Source organism: Blastomonas fulva (assembly GCF_003431825.1).
GTDB lineage: Bacteria > Pseudomonadota > Alphaproteobacteria > Sphingomonadales > Sphingomonadaceae > Blastomonas > Blastomonas fulva.
In genome coordinates, this window is the sequence record NZ_CP020083.1 from 602645 (window position 1) to 624725 (window position 22081).

The 22081-nt window shown below is 67.2% G+C and carries 17 protein-coding genes and 1 tRNA gene; 6 read left to right on the top strand and 12 right to left on the bottom strand.

The window, feature by feature from the left end; translation table 11 throughout:
* Positions 1-21: 21 nt before the first annotated feature.
* A complete protein-coding gene (locus B5J99_RS02890) occupies positions 22-1419 on the bottom strand; it encodes a helix-turn-helix domain-containing protein (protein WP_069050765.1) in 1398 nt (465 codons plus the stop codon).
* A 393-nt stretch (positions 1420-1812) separates the two neighbouring features.
* On the opposite strand from B5J99_RS02890, the gene B5J99_RS02895 reads away from it, so the two are divergent.
* Positions 1813-2172, top strand: a complete 360-nt coding sequence (locus tag B5J99_RS02895; protein ID WP_054133951.1) for a hypothetical protein — start codon at positions 1813-1815, stop codon at positions 2170-2172.
* Between the two features lie 24 nt (positions 2173-2196).
* Here B5J99_RS02895 and B5J99_RS02900 read toward each other — a convergent pair whose 3' ends face one another.
* The 3 genes from B5J99_RS02900 to B5J99_RS02910 all read right to left on the bottom strand — a co-directional run bounded on the left by B5J99_RS02900 (position 2197) and on the right by B5J99_RS02910 (position 4805).
* Complete coding sequence (locus tag B5J99_RS02900) at positions 2197-2790, bottom strand: DUF3501 family protein (protein WP_117353330.1); 594 nt, start codon at positions 2788-2790, stop codon at positions 2197-2199.
* Between the two features lie 17 nt (positions 2791-2807).
* A complete protein-coding gene (locus tag B5J99_RS02905) occupies positions 2808-4151 on the bottom strand; it encodes a heterodisulfide reductase-related iron-sulfur binding cluster (protein WP_117351416.1) in 1344 nt (447 codons plus the stop codon).
* A gap of 228 nt (positions 4152-4379) precedes the next feature.
* Positions 4380-4805: a rubrerythrin family protein gene (locus tag B5J99_RS02910; RefSeq protein WP_054133949.1), complete on the bottom strand. Its 426-nt coding sequence runs from the start codon at positions 4803-4805 to the stop codon at positions 4380-4382.
* Between the two features lie 237 nt (positions 4806-5042).
* Between B5J99_RS02910 and B5J99_RS02915 the strand changes: the two genes are divergently transcribed.
* The gene (locus tag B5J99_RS02915) at positions 5043-5318 is read left to right on the top strand and encodes an HU family DNA-binding protein (RefSeq protein ID WP_054133948.1); all 276 of its coding nucleotides are present in this window, start codon (positions 5043-5045) and stop codon (positions 5316-5318) included.
* 158 nt (positions 5319-5476) lie between these two features.
* Positions 5477-6946: a helicase HerA domain-containing protein gene (locus tag B5J99_RS02920; protein WP_117351417.1), complete on the top strand. Its 1470-nt coding sequence runs from the start codon at positions 5477-5479 to the stop codon at positions 6944-6946.
* Between the two features lie 90 nt (positions 6947-7036).
* Here the strand turns inward: B5J99_RS02920 and B5J99_RS02925 are convergent, their stop codons facing one another.
* Positions 7037-8365 (bottom strand): dihydroorotase, encoded by a 1329-nt coding sequence (locus B5J99_RS02925; RefSeq protein WP_069050769.1) that lies wholly within the window; start codon positions 8363-8365, stop codon positions 7037-7039.
* Between the two features lie 47 nt (positions 8366-8412).
* Here B5J99_RS02925 and ygfZ point away from each other — a divergent pair, with 47 nt between their 5' ends.
* From ygfZ to B5J99_RS02940, 3 genes are all read left to right on the top strand, one after another.
* Positions 8413-9150 (top strand): CAF17-like 4Fe-4S cluster assembly/insertion protein YgfZ, encoded by a 738-nt coding sequence (ygfZ, locus tag B5J99_RS02930; RefSeq protein ID WP_069050770.1) that lies wholly within the window; start codon positions 8413-8415, stop codon positions 9148-9150.
* 87 nt (positions 9151-9237) lie between these two features.
* Positions 9238-9885: a TetR/AcrR family transcriptional regulator gene (locus B5J99_RS02935; RefSeq protein ID WP_117351418.1), complete on the top strand. Its 648-nt coding sequence runs from the start codon at positions 9238-9240 to the stop codon at positions 9883-9885.
* An 83-nt stretch (positions 9886-9968) separates the two neighbouring features.
* A tRNA-Val gene (locus tag B5J99_RS02940) sits at positions 9969-10043 on the top strand.
* Between the two features lie 76 nt (positions 10044-10119).
* Here B5J99_RS02940 and B5J99_RS02945 read toward each other — a convergent pair.
* The 7 genes from B5J99_RS02945 to mutS all read right to left on the bottom strand — a co-directional run bounded on the left by B5J99_RS02945 (position 10120) and on the right by mutS (position 22072).
* Positions 10120-10410 (bottom strand): TFIIB-type zinc ribbon-containing protein, encoded by a 291-nt coding sequence (locus B5J99_RS02945; RefSeq protein WP_211337868.1) that lies wholly within the window; start codon positions 10408-10410, stop codon positions 10120-10122.
* Between the two features lie 152 nt (positions 10411-10562).
* A complete protein-coding gene (locus tag B5J99_RS02950; protein WP_117351419.1) occupies positions 10563-11519 on the bottom strand; it encodes a DMT family transporter in 957 nt (318 codons plus the stop codon).
* Positions 11519-12535, bottom strand: a complete 1017-nt coding sequence (locus B5J99_RS02955; protein ID WP_117351420.1) for a threonine aldolase family protein — start codon at positions 12533-12535, stop codon at positions 11519-11521. Before B5J99_RS02955 ends, B5J99_RS02950 begins: the two co-directional genes overlap by 1 nt.
* A 47-nt stretch (positions 12536-12582) precedes the next feature.
* Positions 12583-14331, bottom strand: coding sequence for a ShlB/FhaC/HecB family hemolysin secretion/activation protein (locus B5J99_RS02960; protein ID WP_162892424.1), 1749 nt, complete (start codon positions 14329-14331; stop codon positions 12583-12585).
* On the bottom strand, positions 14328-17081 hold the full coding sequence (locus B5J99_RS02965; RefSeq protein ID WP_162892425.1) for a two-partner secretion domain-containing protein: 2754 nt from the start codon (positions 17079-17081) through the stop codon (positions 14328-14330). The genes B5J99_RS02960 and B5J99_RS02965 overlap by 4 nt, the downstream gene beginning before the upstream one ends.
* The gene (locus tag B5J99_RS02970; RefSeq protein WP_117351423.1) at positions 17078-19375 is read right to left on the bottom strand and encodes a CHAT domain-containing protein; all 2298 of its coding nucleotides are present in this window, start codon (positions 19373-19375) and stop codon (positions 17078-17080) included. Before B5J99_RS02970 ends, B5J99_RS02965 begins: the two co-directional genes overlap by 4 nt.
* Before the next feature lie 84 nt (positions 19376-19459).
* Positions 19460-22072 (bottom strand): DNA mismatch repair protein MutS, encoded by a 2613-nt coding sequence (mutS, locus tag B5J99_RS02975; RefSeq protein ID WP_054133938.1) that lies wholly within the window; start codon positions 22070-22072, stop codon positions 19460-19462.
* Positions 22073-22081 lie beyond the last annotated feature (9 nt).

Genomic DNA, 22081 nt, shown 5'->3' on the forward strand with positions numbered 1-22081 from the left:
CCGTCCGCCGGAGCCTGACGGTCAGTCGGTGACGAAGTCGAAGGGCGTGACCCCGCGTTCGCGATCGTCGAATTTGAGCCGGATCCCGAGCGGCGGCTTGGAGCGCTGCGGGCAATCGCCGCGCTTGCACATCGCGCAGCCCGGTCCGATCCGCGTCGCGCCGGCCGCGCTCAGGTCCAGCCCGCGCGCATAGCACAACGTCGCTGCCTGATCGATCGCGACGCCCAGCCCGATCGCGAATTCCGCCGTGGTGCCGCCCGCGCCATAGCCCGCGCCCTGCACGCTGCGCGCCAGCGTCAGCCAGCGGCTGGCATCTTCCAGCTCGACCAGTTGCACCTGCACCTGGCTGGGGCGCGAAAAGGCCTGGTGCAGGTGCCACAGGGGGCAGGTCACCTCCGTATCGGCGAGCGGGGCGCGGTTGGCGCCGCCAAAGCGCTTCGAGACTTGGCCGGCGCGATCGACCCGGACCATGAAGAAGCCGAGGCCCCGCTGGCCGACGCGCTGCAGCGTGGTCAGCCGGTGCGCGACATGCTCGAACCCCGCGCCGAAGCGCCGCTGAAGCAGCAGCATGTCATAGCCCGATTGCTCGCACGCGCGCAGGAACCGGCCATAGGGCATCATCAGCGCTGCGGCAAAATAGCTGAAGATATGCCGCTGGTAGAGGCGCTCGGCGGTGCGATCGCCGAACTGCGCGCCTGCGACCAGCGCATTGACATCGGCGCGGTATTCGAGCTGACCGAGCAGATAGGCCGCCTGGAAAGTGCGCGAGGCCATGTCGAGCATTTCGGACAACTGCAGCTGCCGGGCATGCAGGTCGAGCCGCCGCAGCCGCCCGGGCATCACGTTTTCGGGCAGGATGCGGATCGCCAGCTGGTGCTTGGTGCGCAGCCGCTCGGCGATCGCGGAATACAGATCGCCGCTCTGCAGCCGCAGGGCATCGGCCAGTTCCTCGGCGGCGTGATCGAGATCGGCGAAATGGTTGCGCCAGCGTTCGATTTCGCTTCGCACCCGCGCCACCGGATCATCGACCGCGCCCGCCACGGGACCTGCGCCAGCCCCGCCCTGCACCCGGTCGAACAACCGCGCGAACGCGGCTGCGGTGCCCGGCGAGGACACCAGCCAGTCCTCGATCTCGCCAGGCTCGATCCCCAGATCGGCAAAGGCAGGGTCGGCGAGCCGCCGCCGCATCGGCCCCAGACCGCCGCCCGGCTCGTCGCCGGTGAGATCGCGCGGATCGACATCGAACCGCTCGGCCAGCGCCAGCATAAGCCGCGCGCTGACCGGGCGCAGGTTGCGTTCGAGCAGGTTGAGGTAGCTGGGCGAGATGTCCAGCCGCTCGGCCATCGCGGCCTGGGTGAGACCGGCATTGCGGCGCAGACGGCGGAGCGCGGGGCCCGCGTGAAGGGAGGCATCGACCATCCGAAAAGCGTGTAATAATCGTGACAAAATGACAAGCCGAAACCCGGATATGGTCGCAATATTCGCGATTTTTCTGTCAATTTGTAGTGTCACCTTGCGCGGGCACAGCTAGGGGTTTGGGCGAGACACGCGGTGGCCAAGACATAGCAGGAGAGGATGGGGGTGAGCGGGGCAACCCCGCCACCCTTGCTTGCCCAGACCGGCCCCGCGATGCCCGCCCCTTTGCCCGCCCTTGCCCGGGCCCGAGCTTTCCTGGGGAGGAAAGACATGCCGCCGGTGGCCCTGCCTCCGGCGGCATTTTCATGAAGTCTCTCCGCCAATCGCTACGGACTGTTAACCGGACCCTGCTATGCCGAGGTCCGTTTGCGACATCATCGGGATTTGGTCAGGTTTATGCTCAAAGAGGTCATGCTGGGATCGGGCGGCATCATGCTGGCTGCCGCGATATTTGCCTCATCGGTGACGACCGGCACCGGCCCTGTGCCAGCTGCACCTGCACAACCCGCACCCGTGGCCGCACCCGTGGCCGCACCGCCGCCCCCGGCAGCGGTGGCCTCGGCCCCGCGTCCTGCGGCGGTCTTCCCGGAAGATACCGGCGATGTCGACTTCGGCGCGCCGATGATCGAGGCCGTGCCGGTCGAAACCGGCCTTGCCGACCCCGCCGTCAACACCGCCGTTCCCGACAGCGCGGAGGCCGGAGGTGGGCGCCAGTTCAACGCAAAGCCTGGCCGCGCCTATCCCATCCCTCGCTGAACGCCGTCGCCGCCGCCGTTTATTCTAGAGGCAGGCGCGGGTGAGGTAATTGCGGGTTTCCGCGCCGATCAGCGCGGCATGGCCGTAGGCGGGATGGGTGATCTGAACCATCGCGACATTGCCTGCATCGTGCCATGCGGCAAGCGCAGCGTCGTCCATCGCGAAGTGCAGGAAGTGCACCGCGCTCGCCTTGCCCGACGCGCTGGTCCGCTCGACATCCTGTTCGGGGCGCGCGGCGATCCGCACATTGCCGATGGTCAGGAAAATGTGGCTCTCCACCCCGCCGATCGTCCGCAGGAACGCATCGCGCCGCTCGGGATTCTCGATCTCGAACATCAAGGTCGCGGTCAGCTCGCTGCCATTGGGGACCATCGGGTTGTACGCAGCCAGTTCGTCGGCGAGCTGCTCATCGCCGCCTTTTTCGATCCGCAGCATCTCCTGGATCTGCAGCCACATGCTGTCCCAGCTCTCGAAGGTAATCATCGCGTGCGGGCCGATGGCCAGCCGCGAGTACTTCTTGGCAAGGATGCTCTCCTGGCGCTTGTCCTTGCGGATCAGCTCATAGTCGGCAAGATCCATGATGTCGTCACGGGTGATGGAACGGCGATCCTTGGGCATGATTGTTTCCATGTGGTTTAAAGTCCGTAGGCCTTGGCCATCAGCTCGACGGGATGGCCGATCCGCTCTGGCACCTTCTTGGAGCCGCCCATCTCCATCGTCTGCTTGAGATGCTCCCCGGCGAGCGGGCATTCGCTTACCATATAGTCGGGCGAGGTCTTTTCCAGCGCGCGCACCGTGGGCCGCGCCAGCTTCACCGCGGTGTCGAAATTCTGGGAGTAGATGCCCCATTTGCCGCCATGGCCCGAGCAGCGTTCGGTCATCACGGGCTTGGCTTCAGGGATGAGCTTGAGCATCTCCATCGCCTTGGGGCCCATGTTCTGCGCGCGCGAATGGCAGGCGAAGTGCACGCCGATGCTGGCGTCCATCGCCTCGACCGGGGTCAGCCCCGCGGTCTTGGAGAGCTTGACGATATATTCGCTGATGTCGTGGGTGGCCGCCGACAGCTTGGCGATGTCGGCATTGTCCGGCTCGATCAGCGGCCATTCGAACTTCATCATCAGCGCGCAGCTCGCGGTGATCGCGACGACGTCATAGCCCTGGTCGATCAGCGGCGCGAAATGCGCGGCGACGCGTGCGGCGGCGCTGGCGACAGCGGGGATATCGCCGTTCTCGAGCTTTGGCATGCCGCAGCATTCGGGATGCTCGATACGCACCTCCACCCCATTATGCGCCAGCACCTTGACCGCGGCCTCACCCGGGGTCTGGTCGTTGAACTGGTCGTAGCAGCTCGCATAGAGCGCGACGCGGCGGCCGAAGCCGGGGGCATCGGGATTGGGCGCGCGCACCAAAGCGGGTGCGCGGTTGGTGAACGGAATGTCGGCAAATGCGGGCAGATGCGCGCGAGCATCGATCCCCAGCATCGATTGCATGATGCCGCGTGTCGTGGCGTTGCCGCCATCGGTGGCCCAGTTGGCGACATCGGAAAAGACGCTGCCCAGTTTGCCGTTGCGGTCGGTCTGCGCGAGCAGGCTGTCGGCTTTCGAGGTTTGCCCCTTGCGATGCTCGACCGCGCGATAGCGCAGCATCAGGTGCGGGAAATCCAGGTCGAACTCGTGCGGCGGCACATAGGGGCATTTGACCATGAAGCACATGTCGCACAATGTGCAGGCATCGACGACCTGGCCGATCTGCCCCGCGTCGAGATCCTCGACCTCTTCATTGGGGCTCTCGTCGATCATGTCGAACAATTTGGGGAAGCTGTCGCACAGGTTGAAGCACCGGCGGCAGCCATGGCAGATGTCGAATACCCGGCGCATCTCGGCATCGAGCGCGGCCTCGTCGTACCAGCTCTCCTCGCGCCACGGCAAGGCATGCCGCGTCGGCGCGTCCAGACTGCCTTCCTTGTACCCGGTTGCCATATGCTATCACCCACAAAATCCTCCCCGATACGGGGAGGGGGACCGCGAAGCGGTGGAGGGGCAGCGGGATCGCACGAACGAACGATCGCCGCGGGACATCGCATCCCCCTCCGTCAGCGCTGCGCGCTGCCACCTCCCCGGTGCGGGGAGGATGTACGAAGTCAGAAAAATGGCCTGCCCACCGCGCCGGAACGCAGCGGACAGGCCGAGTTGTCGTTCAACTGAAACTCAGGCTTCGGCCAGCAGCGCGTCGAGCGTCTTCTGGAACTTGCCGGCATGGCTCTTTTCCGCCTTGGCGAGCGTTTCGAACCAGTCTGCGATCTCGTCGAAACCTTCGTCGCGGGCGGTCTTGGCCATGCCCGGATACATATCGGTATATTCGTGGGTTTCACCCGCGATCGCCGACTTCAGATTGTCGACGGTGCTGCCGATCGGCTCGCCCGTGGCAGGATCGCCGCACTCTTCGAGAAATTCGAGATGGCCATGCGCATGGCCGGTTTCGCCTTCAGCGGTCGAGCGGAACACCGCTGCGACGTCGTTATGGCCTTCGATATCGGCCTTCTGGGCGAAATACAGGTAACGGCGGTTGGCCTGGCTTTCACCGGCGAACGCATCCTTGAGGCTCTGTTCGGTCTTCGATCCCTTGAGTTCCATGGTTCATCCTCAGCTTGGTTTTTGGCCTGAAGCCCAAGGATTACGGGCAGGTTTGGCATTATTCCATGTGATTTTATCGCACAGCTTGATCGAGAAAATCGATCACTGTAATTGATATTAGTTCTCAGTTACGACCAATCGTCGTCATTTTGGAGGAAATTGCCCGCAATACCCGTGACGAGCCGCAAATCTGTCGCTAAACCCCCGCCACCGAATCCAATCAGAAGGACGTTACCCATGAATAATGCTGACCTTGCAGAGAAGATTGCCACCGACCACAACGTCACCAAGGCTGACGCGCGCAAGCTGGTTGACGGCGTGTTCGCCGCCATCGCCGATGCAGCTGCTGCCGGCGAAGAAATCTCGATCAACGGCTTTGGCAAGTTCAAGGTGAAGTCGACCCCGGAACGTGAAGGCCGCAACCCCGGCACCGGCGCGACCATCACCATCAAGGCATCCAAGAAGCTCGGCTTCACCCCCGCAAAGGCGGTGAAGGACAAGCTGAACGGCTAATCTGCCCGTTCCCTTGGGATTTCACGCAAAGCCCCGCCCTCACCGGCGGGGCTTTGTCGTTCCGGGCAGCGCGCCAAAGCCGCAAGGCGGCCCGGCTATCCCCAGCCAGCTTGCCGGTGCAGTTGCAACTCGCCGGGCATGGCGATAGGGCCACAGGCGTGGGCGCATCGATCGACATTGGCCGGGATGAGACAGGACAGCCTGTCTGCATCGACATGGAAGAGCTGCTGGCGACACGGCTGCTGGTGCAGGGCAATTCGGGCTCGGGCAAATCGCATCTGCTGCGCCGGCTGCTCGAGGAAAGCGCAGGGCTGGTCCAGCAGGTGATCATCGATCCCGAGGGCGATTTCGTCACCCTGGCCGACGCCTACAGCCATGTCGTGATCGATGCGGGCGACTATAACGAGCGCGAGATTGCGCGGATCGGCGCGCGCATCCGCGAACACCGCGCCTCGGTGATCCTCAACCTCGAACAGCTCGAGCTCGAAGCGCAGATGACCTGCGCCGCCGCCTTCCTCAACGCATTGTTCGATGCCCCCCGCGAGCACTGGTACCCGGCGCTGGTGGTGGTCGACGAGGCGCAGATGTTCGCGCCTTCGGTCGCGGGCGATGTCCCCGATCCGGTGCGCCGCGCCAGCCTCAGCGCGATGACCAACCTGATGTGCCGCGGCCGCAAGCGTGGCCTCGCCGGCGCCATCGCCACCCAGCGTCTCGCCAAGCTTGCCAAGAACGTGGCCGCCGAAGCCAGCAACTTCCTGATGGGGCGCACCTTTCTCGACATCGACATGGCGCGCGCCGCCGATCTGCTCGGCATGGAGCGCCGCCAGGCCGAGCGCATCCGCGACCTGCAGCGCGGCTGCTTTCTGGGGCTGGGTCCTGCGATCTCGCGCCGCCCGGTGGCGATCCGCATCGGCGCGACTCAGACCGTGTCGCGCACCGGCACCCACACGCTGCTGCCGATGCCCGAGGCCGAGCCGCAGGACATGCGCACGATGCTGTTCGCCGAGATGGAGGCCGACGCCCTGCCCCCCGCCCGCCCGGCCCGCCCGCGCCCGATCGCAGCCGACGAACTGATCCGCGCGATCGCCGAACCCGAGCCGACGACCCAGCCTGCGATCTTCACCGCGCGCCAGGAGGCCGAGGACGCCGCCGACGCGATCGACAGCGAGGCGGTGATCGTGGCGGTCCTGCGCGATATGCTCGCCGAGGCCAGCGCCTCCACCCAGCCCGATGCGCTGCTCTATCAGGATTTCTCGGTGCGCTGCCGGATGCAGCGGCTGGTGCGCGCGCCGCTCGATCTGGAAGGCTTCCGCCAGCGGCTGGCGCTGGCACGTGGCGGAGTATTCGATCCTGCCGACCCCGCCTGGGCACCCGCGATCGATGCCGCCGCGCGGCTTCCGCAGGACATGTACGCCCCCTTCCTGCTGATCGCCCGCGCCGCGATGGAAGGCCAGCCCTGCCCCGACGATGCCGCCCTGGGCCGCGCCTATGGCACCAGCTCGCCGGGGCGCATCCGGCGGCTGATCGATTACATGGAAAAGCAGGGCGTCATCGTCGTGCGCGCCGATTTCGGCGGGCGGCGATCGGTGGGGATTCCAGAGCTCGGGCTGAGCACCGGGGTGGAGTAGGCCTGCTGGTCACCCTCACCCTTCCCTCTCCCGGTGGGAGAGGGAGGGAGGCGCGAAGCGCCGGAAGGGTGAGGGTGACCGGCGGCGATATCAGAACTCGGTCGCCTCGAACCGCACCGGCTCGCCGATTGCGCTGTCGGCCAGCGTGTCTTCCCACATCACCCGGTTGCCACGGATGACCGTTCCGATCGGCTTGCCGGTGAGCTCCATGCCGGTGAACGGGCTCCAGCCGCAGCGCGATTGCAGCCAGTCCTCGGTCACCGTCCACTTTTTCTTGAGATCGACGATGGTGAAATCGGCATCATAACCCGCCGCGATCCGTCCCTTGCCGACCAGCCCGAAGATCCGCTGCGCGCCCGCAGACGTCAGATCGATCAGCCGCTGCATCGACAGCCGCCCATGGTGCATGTGATCGAGCAGCAGCGGCAGCAGCGTCTGCACCCCGGGCATGCCGCTGGGCGTGTCGGGATAGGTCTTGGCCTTTTCCTCGATGGTGTGCGGAGCGTGGTCCGATCCGATGACATCGGGAACGCCCTGCGCCAGCCAGTTCCACAGCCCGTCGCGGTGCGCGCCGCTGCGGATCGGCGGGTTCATCTGCGCATAGGTGCCAAGCCGCGGATAGGCCTCTTCCCCCGCAAGCGTCAGATGCTGCGGGGTCAGCTCGCAGGTGGCGATGTCCTTGTGCTGCGCGATCAGTTCGAGCTCCGCCGGGGTGGTGATGTGCAGGATATGGATCCGCCGCTTCGCCGCGCGCGCCAGCTTCAGGATGCGCTTTGTCGCCAGCATCGCGCTTTCGTCGTCGCGCCAAACCGGGTGCGACGAAGGGTCGCCGGTGACGCGGTAACCGGCGCGCTCGTTCATCCGGAACTCGTCCTCGGCATGGATCGCGACGCGGCGCTTGCCGCTCGCGAGCACGCGCGCAAGCGCGCCATCGTCCGCCACCAGCAGATCGCCGGTCGAGGCACCCATGAAAATCTTGACCCCCGCCGTGCCGGGGATCCGCTCCAGCTCGGCGAGCATCGGTGCGTTGGCGCTGGTTGCACCGACATAGAACGCATGGTCGCACCACATCCGGTGGTGCGCGCGCGCCAGCTTGTCGGCGACCCGTTCGGCGGTATCGGTGTTGGGCTTGGTGTTGGGCATCTCGAACACCGCCGTGACCCCGCCCATGACGGCGGCGCGGCTGCCCGATTCGAGGTCTTCCTTGTGCTCCAGCCCTGGCTCGCGGAAATGGACCTGGCTGTCGATCACCCCGGGCAGAACGTGCAGGCCGGTGCAGTCGATGACCTCGCCCGCATCGGCAGCGAACGCCCCGATCGCTGCGATCTTGCCACCGATGACGCCGATATCCGCCGCCACCGGGCCACCGGGCAGGTACACCGTGCCGTTCTTGATGATAAGGTCGAAGCTTCCCGTCATGTCCGTCTCCGCTTGATTAGTTGCGGTTGATACGCATGTAGTTGTCTATGTCCAGCCATAGCACATTGACCCAGCGCGCGCTCGTCCGCCTCTCCCCCACCGACCCGGCCGAAGACGTGCGCGGCTTTCTGCAGGGGCTGGTGACGCAGGACATGCGGCGGGTGTTGCCCGGAAACCCGCAATATGGCGCGCTTTTGAGCGCCCAGGGCAAGACTCTGTTCGACTTTCTGCTGTGGGATGACGGGGCAGATGTGCTGATCGATTGTGCGCGCGATGCGGCAGGTGACCTTGCAAAACGGCTCACTCTCTATCGCCTGCGTCGCAGGATTTCTATCGCCCGGGAAGAAACCTTGTGCGTCCACTGGTCGCCCGAGCCGGTCGAGGGCGCCAGCCCCGACCCCAGGCTTGCCGCGCTGGGCTGGCGCTGGCTGGCCCCGGAGTCGGGTGACACAGGCGCGGACGAACGCTGGCGCGCGCACCGGCTGGCGCTCGGCGTTGCCGAAGGCGCCGGCGAGCTGGGTGATATCCTGTGGTTGGAGACCAATGCGGTGGAACTCAACGGGGTGAGCTTCGACAAGGGTTGCTATGTCGGCCAGGAAAACACCGCGCGGATGAACTGGCGTCAGAAGGTCAACCGCCGGATCGTCGTGCTGCCGATCGCAGCGGCCGACCCCAAGCGCCAGAAGATCGCGCACGAGGACCTGGGACTGTCGGTCGAGCACCGCCGGACCGAGGATCTTGCCGCGCTCGACCTGCCGCAATGGCAACGCGCGGCGCTTGCCTGACCCTTTCGCGGCATAAAGCAACATTTGATAATCTTGGAATTTTATCGTATAACCGCCTTATCCCCATAAGTCAGTCAGGCTGATTCCATGTCTCGCCCCCTCAATGACCATGATGCCATCCGCGCCCAGCTCATGGATGCGGCCGAGGAAATGGTTCGCGCGCGCGGCGCGATCAACCTGTCGCTGAGCGAGGTCGCCGCGGCCTGCGGGATGTCGCAATCCAGCTTCTATCGCTATTTCCCCTCGAAGGAGGCGTTCTTCGAAGCGATCGCCGGGCGCTGGTTCGAGGAGCTCAACCAGATCATGGAAGAGGTCGTGGCATCGGACCTGCCGCCGCGCGAAAAGCTGTTCCAGTTCTTTGCCCGCCGCGTCGCGGTCAAGCGCGCGCGGTTTGAAGCAGACCCGGCGCTGTTCAAGGCGAACATGGATCTGGGCGAAGAGCACTGGGAGGTCATCCGCGGCTATGTCGACCTGGCCGACCATTATATGGCAATGATCCTGGGCGAAGCGATGGCCGAAGGCTATTTCCCGGGCTACGATCTCGACCATGTCGTGTCGCTGACCAACCTGATGGTCCAGCCGTTCTGCAACCCGACGGTGATGATGGACATGATCCGCATCGCAACCCCGGACAATTTGCGGATTGTCATCGACACATTGTTCGAGGGGCTTGCCGTCCATCAGGCAGCGTCATCCGATGCTACCAATGTGACCGCACTGCGCGCGATTTCGTGATCTCTTCGCCCCCTTGCCAATCGACATCGCTTCTGGCAATGGGGCGCTCCGCACTGGCCGCCGCAACCGGCAGAGCCGCAGGCGGGCGCGTAGCTCAGTGGTAGAGCACACCCTTCACACGGGTGGGGTCGCAGGTTCAATCCCTGCCGCGCCCACCATCTTTCCGATCCTCTGGAACAGATGGTCACGTCGATCGGGATAACCGCGCGACGGGCAACTTTACGTCTGTTCGCCTCAGTCGAACAATTCCTCGAAGAACGATTTCTTGCGCTTACGATCAGGATAAGGCGAGCTGCCATGGTGGCTGCCGGGATGCTGGCGTTGGGCATAAGGGTCGGCGCGGGCTGGTTGCGGGGCAACAGGGGCAATCTGAGCACTGCGTTCGATGATCTTGTCGAGCTCGCCACGATCAAGCCATACACCGCGGCAGGTCGGGCAATAGTCGATCTCGATACCCGAACGTTCGCTCATGACCAGCGTGGTGCCGTCGAGCGGGCAGGCCATGGCAGTCTGGTGGTCTTTCATCGTCGGGTTCTCCTGTAACGCAGTCCATCAAGAAGATAGGCCGGGCGATCGATCTGACAACCAAGGATCCGCCGAAACAGCTGCGGGCCGACGGGTGGGCCCGCTCATCCGCGCCGCTGGTCTTTTCGGCAACGGCAATGTCGCGCGCGGATCTACCCGGTCAGCCGTGGCGTCCTGGGGCTGCGCGCGCGCATCGCGATGACCAGGCCGATCATGCCCAGCACCGCGCCGCCAGCGGCCAGCGCGCTCCAGACATAGCCTTCAAACAGGGTGGAGAGGATCATCGCCACCACCGGGACGAGCACGCTGCTATACGCAGCGCGGGCCGGGCCGATGTCGCGGATCAGCGCGAAATACATCGGGAAGGTCACCACCGAGCCCAGCAGCCCCAGATAGACGATCCCGCCCAGATACGCAGTGCGGGTCTCGATCACAGGCGGGCCGTACAGCGCCCAGCCCAGCACCGCATTGCCCAGCGCGCCCCAGAGCATCGCCCAGGCGAGCAGCGAGAGGATCGGCATGCGCCGCACCCGCTCGGCCGATTGCATGACATTGGCGATCGAGGCCGACAGGATCGCGCACAGCGCCAGGCCCAGCCCCTTCATGACATCGCCAAGGTCCGCGGGCATCGCGCGATATTCCTGCACGAACAGCAGCGCGATCCCCGCCAGCGCCACCCCGGTGCCGAGCACGAATCCGCCCGCGATCCGCTGCCCCAGGAACACCCGCGACAAAATCGCGTTGGGCACCATCAGCATCGCAAACAGCACCGCGAGCAGCCCTGAGGTGATATACATTTCCGACCGGTAGACGAAGTTGAAATTGGCCGAGAACTGGAACAGCCCCAGCGCGAGCGCGATCAGCTGCCCCTGCCGGTCGAGCTTGAGCGGCGCGCCGCGCCACCAGGCGAGCGCGAACATGCCGATCGCCGCCACCCCGAAGCGGTAGCTGACCGACCAGGTCGGCGGAACGCTGGAAATCTGGTCCTTGATCACCAGCCAGGTCGATCCCCAGATCAGCGACACCAGCAGGAACGGCACCAGCACCCTCGCCGACAGCATCGAGGGTTCTTCGCGTATCTCGGGCGCGGCGGCGGCAGGGCTCGCCATTACAGGGCAGCGATGGCGGCGGCGAGCGGCGCGACGGTAGCGGCGTCCTGATCCCAGGCGGTGACGAAGCGGGCCTCGCCGCCCTCCTCGGTCATCTCGCCCCAATCGTAGAATTCAAACCCCTGCGTGCGCAGCGACGCGGCCTCGCCAGCGGTGAGCCGGACGAACACCTCGTTGGCCTCGACGGGATAGAGCAGCCGGTCGCCGGCGGCCTGAGCGATCGCCTGCGCGCCGGCATTGGCGGCAGCCGCGTTGGCGAGCCACAGATCGTCCTCGAGCATCGCCAGCAACTGCGCGGCGAGGAACCGCCCCTTGGACTGCAACTGCCCTGCGCGCTTGCGCAAATAAGGCAGCTCGCGCGCCAGTGTCGGCTCGAACACGATGATCGCTTCGGCGTTCATGCCGCCGTTCTTGACGCAGCCGAAGCTCAGCATGTCGACGCCTGCGCGCCAGGTGATGTCCGCAGGGTGCGCGCCGGTGCTGGCCACCGCATTGGCAAAACGCGCGCCGTCCATGTGCAGCTTGAGGCCCTTGGCCTTGCACAGATCGCCGATCGCGGAGACCTGCTTGGGCGTGTAGACGAGGCCATATTCGCTGGCGTTGGTGATCGAGACGCAGGCGGGCTGGACCTGATGGACGTCGTCGCGGATGTTGCCCAGCACCCGCGCAATGTCGTCGGGCGCGAGCTTCGCTCCCTCGCCATCGGCCAGAATCAGCTTGGCACCGTGCATGAAGAAGCCGGGCGCGCCGCATTCGTCCTGCTCGATATGCGCCATCTTGTGGCAGATCACGCCCTTGTGCGGCGGGCACAGCGCCGACAGCGCGAGTGCGTTGGCCGCGGTGCCGGTGGCAACCCAGAGCGCGCGCACGCGGGTGCCGAAGACCTGGCTGAACCGGTCGTCGAGCGCCTGGCTGAGCGCGTCGCCATCATAAGGCGAATCGAGCTGGTTGGCAGCGATGATCGCGTCCATCACCTGCGGGTGGACCGCAGCGGCATTGTCGGAAAAGAATTTCATGGCTCGCTCTGGTAATGGTCCGCAGGCCAAGGTCAAGCCGCCGGTCCCTAAAACTCAAGGTTCCAGGCGAGCGCAAAGGACAGGCCATCGTCCTGGATGTCGCGGCTGCCGGTGACCGGCGCATCGATCAGTGCATGGCCATAGATTACGCGCGCGGTCAGCGACGGCGCCGGGGTCCAGGCGATCGCGGCGCCGATGCTGGCGAGCTCGCGCGGAACCGGCTGGAATGCGGCATCGGCGTTGCGCGCCAGCGCGCCATCGGCAAAGATCGAGGGCGTGAAGCTGCCCCAGCGCAGCCCCAGCGGACCCCTCGCGCCCGAGCCCAGCATCAGTGGCCTCGCCAGCTCCACCGATCCGGTTAACCCCCGGTCGGCGAGCAGCAGGCTCTCGCGATAACCGCGCACGCTCTGGCTGCCGCCAGCGACGAAGCGCTCGCCGGCATAGAGCGCACCTTCGCCATATTGCCCGGCGAGCCGCGCACGCAGCTCGAACCCGCTGCGGCCCAGACGGCGGGCGTGGCTGATCTGGCCCGACCAGCTGCGAAACCTTGGCGATGGAGCAACGATGCCGACGACGTCCGATCGGCTGCCCTCGATCCCCCGGGTGAAGCGGGCCTGCGCGATCCACACGGTGCCCGAGCTGCGCCGGGTCCATTCCGCGCCCAGCCGCAGCGCGGTGTATTCCGCAAGACCGCGCACCGATCCGGGGCTGAACGAAAAGGGCTGGCCAAGCAGGAAGGTGCGGGTCTCGCGGTGGATCAGCCCTGCGCGCAGCACCAGCGACTGCGCGCTGGTTTCCGCGCCGCCATCGATCGAGGCGGGCGACAGCGGACGCTGCCACACGGTGAGCCCGAAGCCGCCTTCGACGAACCAGTCGCGCGCGCGGATGTTGAGGTTGCGAAGCGGTGCATCGACCACCGCGGCGCGGTTGTACCCGCCGCGCACGTCGAGCGTGAGCGCGGGGTGGACGAACGGTGCGGAATAGTCCGCCAGCACATCGGGGAGTCCGGCGGTGAGCCCGGCATCGAACGCGATCCGGTCGCCGGGCATCAGCGCGTTGCGTACCGCCAGCCCGGTGCCGAAGCGCAGACCCCCCACCGCGGGCGAGCGGCTGTTGGCGATGCTCGCCTGCACCGCAAAGCGCGGGGCGGGATCGACCAGCAGCGCCAATCGCGCCTCGCCGGGCCGGGTGCCGGGCTGCAGATCGGCCTTCACCGTCGCGATCGCATCATCGGCGGCGAGCGTGCGGAAATCGCGCTCGATGGCGAGGCCATTGAGCGGCCAGACGCGCGCCGAGGGCATCCGCGCCAGCACATAGCGCGCGCTCAGTCCGCGCCGGTGTCCGTCCTGCCACTCCACGGCCACGCCCGCCTCACCCAACCGCCCCGCCACCAGCCGCAGCACCAGCGGCGATGCACCGGTCGGATCGGTCGCAGGGTCGATCAGCACGCCCGAATTGACAAAACCGTTGCGGACATAGGCCAGGCTGATCTGCTGGACGGCGGCGGCAATGCGGTCGAGCGGCACCGGGGTTTGGATCAGCCCGTTGGCGATTACCTGCTCGCGCACCCACTGCCCGTCGAGCCGGTCGCCCTTGCGATAGCGGACCTGAAAGCCGCCAAAGTCGAGCCCATCGCTGTCCGTGGTCGCAATGGCGATGGCGCCAGGCTCGGCATGCACCTCGACCGCGCAGAAGGTTACGATCCCCGCATCGGCGGCCGATGCTGCCGCTGCGGGATCGCACGGCGGTGCGACAGGCTGCGCGGCCTGCAGCGCGAGCGCCAGCGCGAGGGTCAACGGCATCCTCCGTCGGCGGCAGGCTGGGCACCCTCCAGCGCCAGCGGGCCGACGGCATCGATCGCAAGGCGGCTGACCGATCCGCTGCTGCGCGCCGCGCGACACTGGCCCGCAAGCACGCCCGCCGCATCGCCGAAGCTGATGTCCGGCGTGTCGATACCGCTGCTGACGTTGCCGACCTGGCTGTCGACCACCAGATCGCCATCGACCAGCAACAGATTGCTGTTGTCTGCCGATCGGATGAAGAAATCGGTGGCGAGCTGGACGTTCGCGCCGCGCTGCTGCCCCAAAGCCTCGATCCGCCCGCCATCCGCGATCAGCGCATAGGGGCGGCTGATCGTGATCTGCCCGCCGGTGCCGGGGCCCGACGACGTCGCGATTCCCGCCGGGGTCGCCCCGCCCGCGAGCCGCAGGATGCCGGTGTCGGGAAGCTGCAGGTCGATCCGCCCCGCCGCGCCAGCCAGCGAGCTGGTGGTGATCAGCCCGCCCGGCCCCAGAGTGATACGCGGCGCGGAAACCATGATGTTGCCCGCTGCGCCGCTGCCGGCTGCGCTGTTGGTGCTCGCCACCCGGCTGCCCATACCTGTGATGGTGATACTGTCTTCCGCCACCAGCGCGACGCCGCCGGCGGTGGTGGCATTGGCCGATCCAGTGGTGACCTCCGCCCCGTCGGCCAGCGCGATCTGCCGCGCGATGAGCACCACGGTGCCCGCCTGGCCGGGCGCAAGGCCGCCCGCATCCGAGCTGATCCGGCTCCCGGCGCCGAGCAGGATGCGATCGGCGGCCACCGTGACGGCTCCCGCATCGCCAAAGCCCTGGGTCGCGGTGGAGATGGTGCCTCCCGCCATGGTAAACGTGTCGGCGACGGCGAGCGTGATCGTCCCCGCCCTGCCCGGACCCGGCACGATCCTCAGCACCGGATCGAGGTCGGGATCGGCCTCGAATTCCTCGCGCGATGGCGGAACCTGCAGCACCTGGGCCGAAGAGGTGATCTCCGCCTCGCCCGACATCGATATCCTGCCAGCCGTGATGGCGATGTCTCCGGCATTGCCCAGGCTCGCGCTGGAGGTCGTGATTGTGCTGCGACCGATCATCTCGAGGGAGTCCGTCACGATCGATATGCGGCCCGCAGAGCCGGTATAGTCGCTCAGCCGGGTGAATTCCTGCGCGCGCGGCAACTCGGTCTGTGAGGAGATCGATGGCCCCCCCATGTCGTCGACCATCCGGATCGCCCCGGCGCGGATGGTGATCGAACCGGCATCCCCCAGCCCCTGGCTGACCGATTGGATGCCGCCGAAACCGGTTAACTCGAGCAGGCCGCGTACCGTGATGTCGATCGATCCGGCGGCGGTGGAGCTGGCGGTGCCGGTGGAAACCAGCCCCAGACCGATCGCCATGCTGTCGGCGCGGATGGTGATGCTGCCCGGCCCCGATGCGGTGCTCGACTGGCTCTGCGCGAGGATCAACCCTGTGCTGTCGATCTCGATCCGGCCGGCGTCTATCACGATGTTCCCCGTCGTGCCGGTGGGCATGGTGTCGCCGGTCGCCTGGAACAGCGTGGTCGACAGCAGGCCGATTTCGGTGATCTTCAGCAGCCGCGACCGGACCACGATATCCCCCACCGACTGGCCGGGTGCGGACAGGCCGGTCGCGGTGACGCTGCCGCCATCGATATGCACCACATCGCCGTCGAGCAGGATTGTGCCCCCGCCGCCTGCCAACATCGATTCGGTTCGGATCGCGCCTTGGCGGCGCACGATCAGATCGCTGGCGCGAACCCGGATGTCGCCGCCGCGTTCGGCCAGCCCCGCCACGCCGCTAACGCGAAGTTCACCGCTGACAAGATCAACTAGGTCGGCGCGCACGTCGATCGCGGGCCGTCCGCTGGCGCTGGTGATCACGCCGATCTCGCTGAACGTGTCGAGCCGCAGGCTGCCCGCGGCCAGCGCGACATGGCCGCCGGTGTCGATGAAGATGCTGCTGTCGTCGAGATCGATGCGTCCGCCGCGCAGGCCCTGGTCGGGCGCTACGGATATCCCGACATTGCCCCGCCCCTGCCCCACCGCGCGCAGCGCCAGCGTGCTAGCGGCAAGGCTTGCGCTGGCAAATGTGATGTCGCTGGCGCTCAGCGTCAGGCGGCTTGCCGCCACCCCCCGCGCCAGCCCGTCGCCCAGTTCGCCGGTGGCCAGGAAAGCGATCGGCTGGTTGTTTCCGCCCAGAAAACCGAAGCGCGCAGGGTCTGCCATGCTGAAGGTCGAGCCCGATGCGGTGCCTGATACCAGCACGGTACCGTCTGCAAAACCGAGCTGGTGCGCGGTCGAAAAATGCGCGGTGCCGCCGACATCGACGAACGCGCCATCGCCGAAGACGATGCCCGCCGGGTTGATGAAGTAAAAGTCCGCCCCCGGCATCGCGCTCGCGTCGATAGTCCCCGCGATGAAGGAGCGCTCGCCGCCGGTGACGCGGTTGATGACATTGCGGATGGTAGCTGAATCGCTCGCGGTCCAGCGCGCGATGTCGCCCGGGCCAAGGCTGAAGCGCGCAAAGCTGTGGAACAGGTTGTCGCCCGCCCGCACCCCGCCGCCGATGGTCGTGGTCGCCCCGTCGGTGGTGGCGGTCGTGCCGGTGCTGAGCGAGGGCAGCGTATCGGGGGCGATCGCGGTCTGCGTGGTCAACGCGTCCTGCGCCGCCACGGGCATCGCGCCCGCCGCGAGCGCCAGCGCCGTACTAGTGATCAGCCAGCGTCTCATCGCCAGCTCCCCACCAAAGTGAACGCGCTCCAGATGCCGGGATCGGCCCATTGCCCGTCCAGCCCCCGCGCCAGATCGACCTGCGCCATCTGCAGCGCACGGGCGCGGCCGACGCCCGCGCGATAATGCCTGTAGAACGCCTCCATCAGCGCCGCAGTCCCCGCATCATCGACCTCCCACAGCGATGCCAGCGCGCTCGACGCGCCCGCCTCGACCGCTGCGCCTGCCAGCCCCATCGCCTGGTCGTCATCTCCCACAGCGGTCTCGCATGCGCTGAGCACCAGCAGCTGCAGCGCTTCGCCGCGCAGCTGGTTGGCGCTCAGCATTGCGCGCAGATCCGGCAGCGTGATCGCTTCGCCATTGGCGACGATGAACGAGCGTTCGGTGCGGCCGTTGAACGCGGCATGCGTGGCCAGATGCAGCACGCTCGCTGGACGCCGCGCCAGCGCGCCTGCGAGCGATGCGCGGTTGAAATCGGTGAGCAGCACGCCGTCGCTGCCCGCCGCCATCGCCGCCTCCGCCGCGGTGCCCTCCAGCCTGCTGAACCGCCCGACGGCAAGCTCCATCTCCTTTTCCAGCGAGGCTGCGATGATCGACGGGTCGACATCGCGCCTGCCGGGCGCGGCAAAGCTGAGCGCGGGAACCACGGCAAGCTGCACCCGCTCCATCAGGAAGGTGCCCTTCGCATCCATCAGCGCGGCAAAGCTGATCTGGCGCAGCGCCCCATCGGGAACGATCACCAGCGTGCCGCCAAGCTGCAACTGGTCTGCGATCGGCGCGATCAGCGCCGCATAAAGCGCGCGCGATGCCGCCTCCCAGTCGCTGCTCTCGCCGCTCAGCGATGCCGTCATCCGCTGCGCGAGCGCGGTGATCTGGGCGCGGTTGATGCTGCGATCGGGCGGCATCCGGCGATAGCGGCGCTCGCCCGCCCCCGTGCCCTGACCGCCGGTGGCATAGATAAGCTCGACCCGGTCTTCGAGCAGCAGCGGATAGAGCAATATCTCGCCCGGCAGCAGATCGGCGGGCGTCACCGGATTGCGCAGCGGCACGCACTCGGCACCCAGGCTGTTCTGCAGTTCGGCCGAGCGATAGGCCTCTGCGATCCGCTGCGCCTGCCCCAGCGTGTTTGCGTCATCCCCCGCGAATGCGAGCGTGGTGGCGATCGCGCGCTCGAACACCGGGCGCACCACCAGATCGAACCGGCTTTCCTCGCTCAAGGGATCGACCGGCATCAGTACGGTGCGCACCCGCTCTAGGGCCCGATACGCGGCGAGCACATGCTCGCCTGCGCGTTCGGGCTCGGCATCGGCGAGGGTGAGCCTGTATTGTGGCAGATGCTGGGGCAGCGGCTGCTGGCTTTCGATAAACACCGCCTTGCGCAACGCCGCCCGCGCTGCCGCACCCTCCCCTTGCGCCAGCGCGATCCGCCCCTGCAGCGCGGCAAGCGCGGCTGCATCACCCGATCCTGTCTGTACCAGATAGGCGTATGATTGTACGCCATCACGAACCATATCGGTGTTGCACAGCCCCGCATCGCACGCCAGCATCAGCAGAGAGCGGAGCAGCGCAGCGCGTTCGGATGTGTCCGCGATACCGGCGGCCGAGCCGAGGCCCGTCGCCAGATGCGCGGCAACATCGGCCTTGCGTGCCTTTTCCAACCGCGCCAGCCGCAGCGCGGAGAGCGCCGTCAGCCGCGCATCGCCTGCCAGCACGGCGCGGTAGAGCGCACAGGCAAACGCGGCCTCCAGCCTGCGGCCGCCTGCCTCGCCAATTGCTGCAGGATCACCGCATCCAGCCACGGCCCGTGTCTCGCCCGCGCGCCGGATTGCGCCGCCGCGCTTGCGCACGCCCGGCTGGCTGGGCGGCGCGCCACCGGCCTGGGCCAGCGCTGCCTCCCACGCGGCGCGCGCGGCGAGCGGAGCGTCGCCGGCCCGGTCCGCCAGCATCAGCGCGGTGCGCAGAAAATCCTGCGCGCGCGACTGGCTACCCGAGCGCGCGCGGCGCATCGCCTCGCCCGCGACGAGGCAATATTCCGCGATCTGCCGGATGTCGGCAGCCGCCTGCACTGAAGAATCCGCCGCAGCGGCGAGCAGCAGCGCGAGCGCCGCATCCGCGCCATCCGCGCCGCCGCGCATCAGCGTTCGGGCCCGGTTGGTCTGCTCTGGCAACGCAAGGGCAGCACCGGCGGCAGGCGCTGCGGCCTCGCACAGCGCGATCACCTGCGGCACGGAGGGCGCAACCTCTCCCACACCGCCCAGCGCAGCCACCATCACCCATGTCTGCAAGATCGCCATCGCGCGTGTGCCCTCAACCCGTTGCAGAATAACCGGTTTTACAAATGGTGAGAACGGCCAATTTCGCGGCGGCTGCGCCAGCCTTTATGACCCAAGCAATCCCTTGAGCCGGTACAGCGCCTCCAGCGCATCGCGCGGGCTGAGATTGTCGACATCGATCCCCGCCAGCGCCTCGCGCAGCGCATCGACCGGTTCGGGCTCCTTGGCGAGCGCTGCGGCAAACAGCGGCAGATCATCGAGCCCCGCGGCCAGCCCTCCGGTCGCCTGACGCCCGGCCTCAAGCTTGGCCAGCACCGATTTTGCGCGCGCCACAACCACGGGCGGCACCCCCGCCAGCTTGGCGACGGCCAAGCCGTAGCTGCGATCCGCCGGGCCATCGGCAAGCTCGTGCAGCAGCACCAGATCGCCCTTCCATTCGCGCGCGCGGACATGGTGCAGCGACAGCGCATCGAGCCGGTCAGTGAGCCGGGTGAGCTCATGATAGTGCGTCGCGAACAGGCAGCGGCAGCGGTTGGTGTCGTGCACCGCCTCGGCAATCGCCCAGGCGAGCGCGAGCCCGTCATAGGTCGATGTGCCGCGCCCGACCTCGTCGAGGATCACGAACGAGCGCTCAGTGGCCTGGGAGAGGATGGCGGCGGTCTCGACCATCTCGACCATGAAGGTGGAGCGCCCCCGCGCCAGATTGTCCGATGCGCCCACCCGGCTGAACAGTCGGTCGACGATACCGACCCGCGCCGAGCGCGCAGGAACGAACGCGCCTGCCTGCGCGAGCAGCACGATCAGCGCGGTTTGGCGCAGGAAGGTCGACTTGCCGCCCATGTTCGGTCCCGAGACCAGCCACAGCCGGTCGCGCTCGGACAGCGCGCAATCATTGGCGACGAACGCCTGGCCCTGCTTGCGCAACGCCGCCTCGACCACAGGATGGCGTCCGGCTTGGATCGCGATGCACGGTTCCTGCGTCAGTTCAGGGCAAGCATAATCGCCTTCTGCGGCCATCGCGGCGTGGCCGGCTGCGACATCGATCCGCGCAAGCGCGGCTGCGGTGCGGGCAATCGCGTCGCGGGATGTGACCACCTCCTCGCACAACGCTTCGAAATGCGCTTCCTCTGCCGCCAGCGCATGACCGCCCGCCTGCGCGATGCGCATCGCCTCGTCGTGCAGCGCGGGGGAATTGAACCGCACCGCGCCCGCCATCGTCTGGCGGTGGGCAAAGCCGCTGTCGGGCTTCATCAGCGCATCCGCGCGCGCGGCGGGAACCTCGATGAAATAGCCGAGCACCGCGTTGTGGCGGATCTTGAGCGCCTGCACGCCGGTCGCCGCCTTGTAGTCCGCCTCGAGCGCGGCAATCGCGCGGCGAGCGTTGCCCGAGGTGTCGCGCAGCGCATCGAGCGCCGCGTCATAGCCGCGCGCGACATAGCCGCCCTGGCCGCGCTCGGTCGGCGGGCTCTCGACCAAAGCGCGCTGCAGATGCTCGACCAGCGCGCCATGGCCCTGCATGTCGGGTAGCAGTGCCTTGAGCAACGGCGGCAGGTCATCGCCGCGCGCCAGCCGTTCGCGCAGCGTCCGCGCGGCGCTCAGGCCATCGCGCAATTGGCCCAGATCGCGGGGGGAGCCGCGTCCCGCCACCACCCGGCCCAGCGCGCGCGCCAGATCGGGAATCGCCTTCAAGGCATCGCGCACGCCGTCGCGGCGCAGCGAATCCTCGTGAAACCATTGCACCAGCGCCAGCCGGTCGCGGATCGCGGCGATGTCGGTGAGCGGCGCGCCCAGATCGCTGGCGAGCAGCCGTGCGCCTGCGCCGGTAACGGTGCGGTCGATCGCATGCACCAGCGACCCTGCGCGCCCGCCCTGCTGGCTGGTGAGAATCTCGAGGCTTTCGCGCGTTGCCGCGTCGACCGCCATATGCTGCGCAACCTCGTGCCGCCGCGGCGGAGCAAGGAACGGCATATTGCCCCGCGAGACATGCTCGAGATAGGCCATCAGACCGCCCGCTGCTGCGAGCTCCGCGCGGCTGAAGCTGCCGAAGCCATCGAGCGTTGCGACGCCGAAATGTGCCTTGAGCCGCCGTTCGCCTTCGATGCTGCTGAATGCGCCCGAGGGCCGCAGGATGGCATCATCGGTGAACGGGTCGGTGCGATCGGACTGGATGAGTTCGCTTGCGGAAAGCCGCGCGATCTCCGCGGACAGATCGTCGGCGCTCGCCTGCATCAGCTCGAACCTGCCGGTCGAGATATCGCACATCGCCAGGCCATAGCCGCCCTCGGCGCTGGCCAATGCGACCAGCCGGTTTTCGCTGCGCGAATCGAGCAAGGATTCCTCGGTCAGCGTGCCAGCTGTGACGAAGCGGACGATCGCGCGCGCGACCAAAGCCTTCGATCCGGCACGCGCCTTGGCCTCGGCGGGCGTTTCGGTCTGTTCGGCAATCGCGACGCGGTGGCCAGCCTTGATCAGCCGTGCGAGGTATCCCTCGGCGCTGTGCACGGGCACACCGCACATCGGCACCGGATCCCCGCCATGCGCCCCGCGCGAAGTCAGCGCGATATCGAGCGTTGCCGCCGCCGCCTTGGCATCATCGAAGAAAAGCTCGAAGAAATCGCCCATCCGATAGAACAACAGGCAATCGGGCGCCTCGGCCTTGAGCGCATGATATTGCGCCATCATCGGCGTGGGGGCGCTGTCGGAGGGAGGTTGGCTCATCCCGGTTCA

What these genes read in the sequence shown, in the direction of transcription:
- B5J99_RS02910 (WP_054133949.1), bottom strand. Translation starts at nt 4,805, where the DNA reads ATGGAACTCAAGGGATCGAAGACCGAACAGAGCCTCAAGGATGCGTTC.
- ygfZ (WP_069050770.1), top strand. Translation starts at nt 8,413, where the DNA reads ATGTCCAGCCATAGCACATTGACCCAGCGCGCGCTCGTCCGCCTCTCC.
- B5J99_RS02970 (WP_117351423.1), bottom strand. Translation starts at nt 19,375, where the DNA reads ATGGCGATCTTGCAGACATGGGTGATGGTGGCTGCGCTGGGCGGTGTG.
- B5J99_RS02890 (WP_069050765.1), bottom strand. Translation starts at nt 1,419, where the DNA reads ATGGTCGATGCCTCCCTTCACGCGGGCCCCGCGCTCCGCCGTCTGCGC.
- B5J99_RS02900 (WP_117353330.1), bottom strand. Translation starts at nt 2,790, where the DNA reads ATGCCCAAGGATCGCCGTTCCATCACCCGTGACGACATCATGGATCTT.
- B5J99_RS02925 (WP_069050769.1), bottom strand. Translation starts at nt 8,365, where the DNA reads ATGACGGGAAGCTTCGACCTTATCATCAAGAACGGCACGGTGTACCTG.
- B5J99_RS02915 (WP_054133948.1), top strand. Translation starts at nt 5,043, where the DNA reads ATGAATAATGCTGACCTTGCAGAGAAGATTGCCACCGACCACAACGTC.
- B5J99_RS02905 (WP_117351416.1), bottom strand. Translation starts at nt 4,151, where the DNA reads ATGGCAACCGGGTACAAGGAAGGCAGTCTGGACGCGCCGACGCGGCAT.
- B5J99_RS02895 (WP_054133951.1), top strand. Translation starts at nt 1,813, where the DNA reads ATGCTCAAAGAGGTCATGCTGGGATCGGGCGGCATCATGCTGGCTGCC.
- B5J99_RS02965 (WP_162892425.1), bottom strand. Translation starts at nt 17,081, where the DNA reads ATGAGACGCTGGCTGATCACTAGTACGGCGCTGGCGCTCGCGGCGGGC.
- mutS (WP_054133938.1), bottom strand. Translation starts at nt 22,072, where the DNA reads ATGAGCCAACCTCCCTCCGACAGCGCCCCCACGCCGATGATGGCGCAA.
- B5J99_RS02955 (WP_117351420.1), bottom strand. Translation starts at nt 12,535, where the DNA reads ATGAAATTCTTTTCCGACAATGCCGCTGCGGTCCACCCGCAGGTGATG.
- B5J99_RS02935 (WP_117351418.1), top strand. Translation starts at nt 9,238, where the DNA reads ATGTCTCGCCCCCTCAATGACCATGATGCCATCCGCGCCCAGCTCATG.
- B5J99_RS02945 (WP_211337868.1), bottom strand. Translation starts at nt 10,410, where the DNA reads ATGAAAGACCACCAGACTGCCATGGCCTGCCCGCTCGACGGCACCACG.
- B5J99_RS02950 (WP_117351419.1), bottom strand. Translation starts at nt 11,519, where the DNA reads ATGGCGAGCCCTGCCGCCGCCGCGCCCGAGATACGCGAAGAACCCTCG.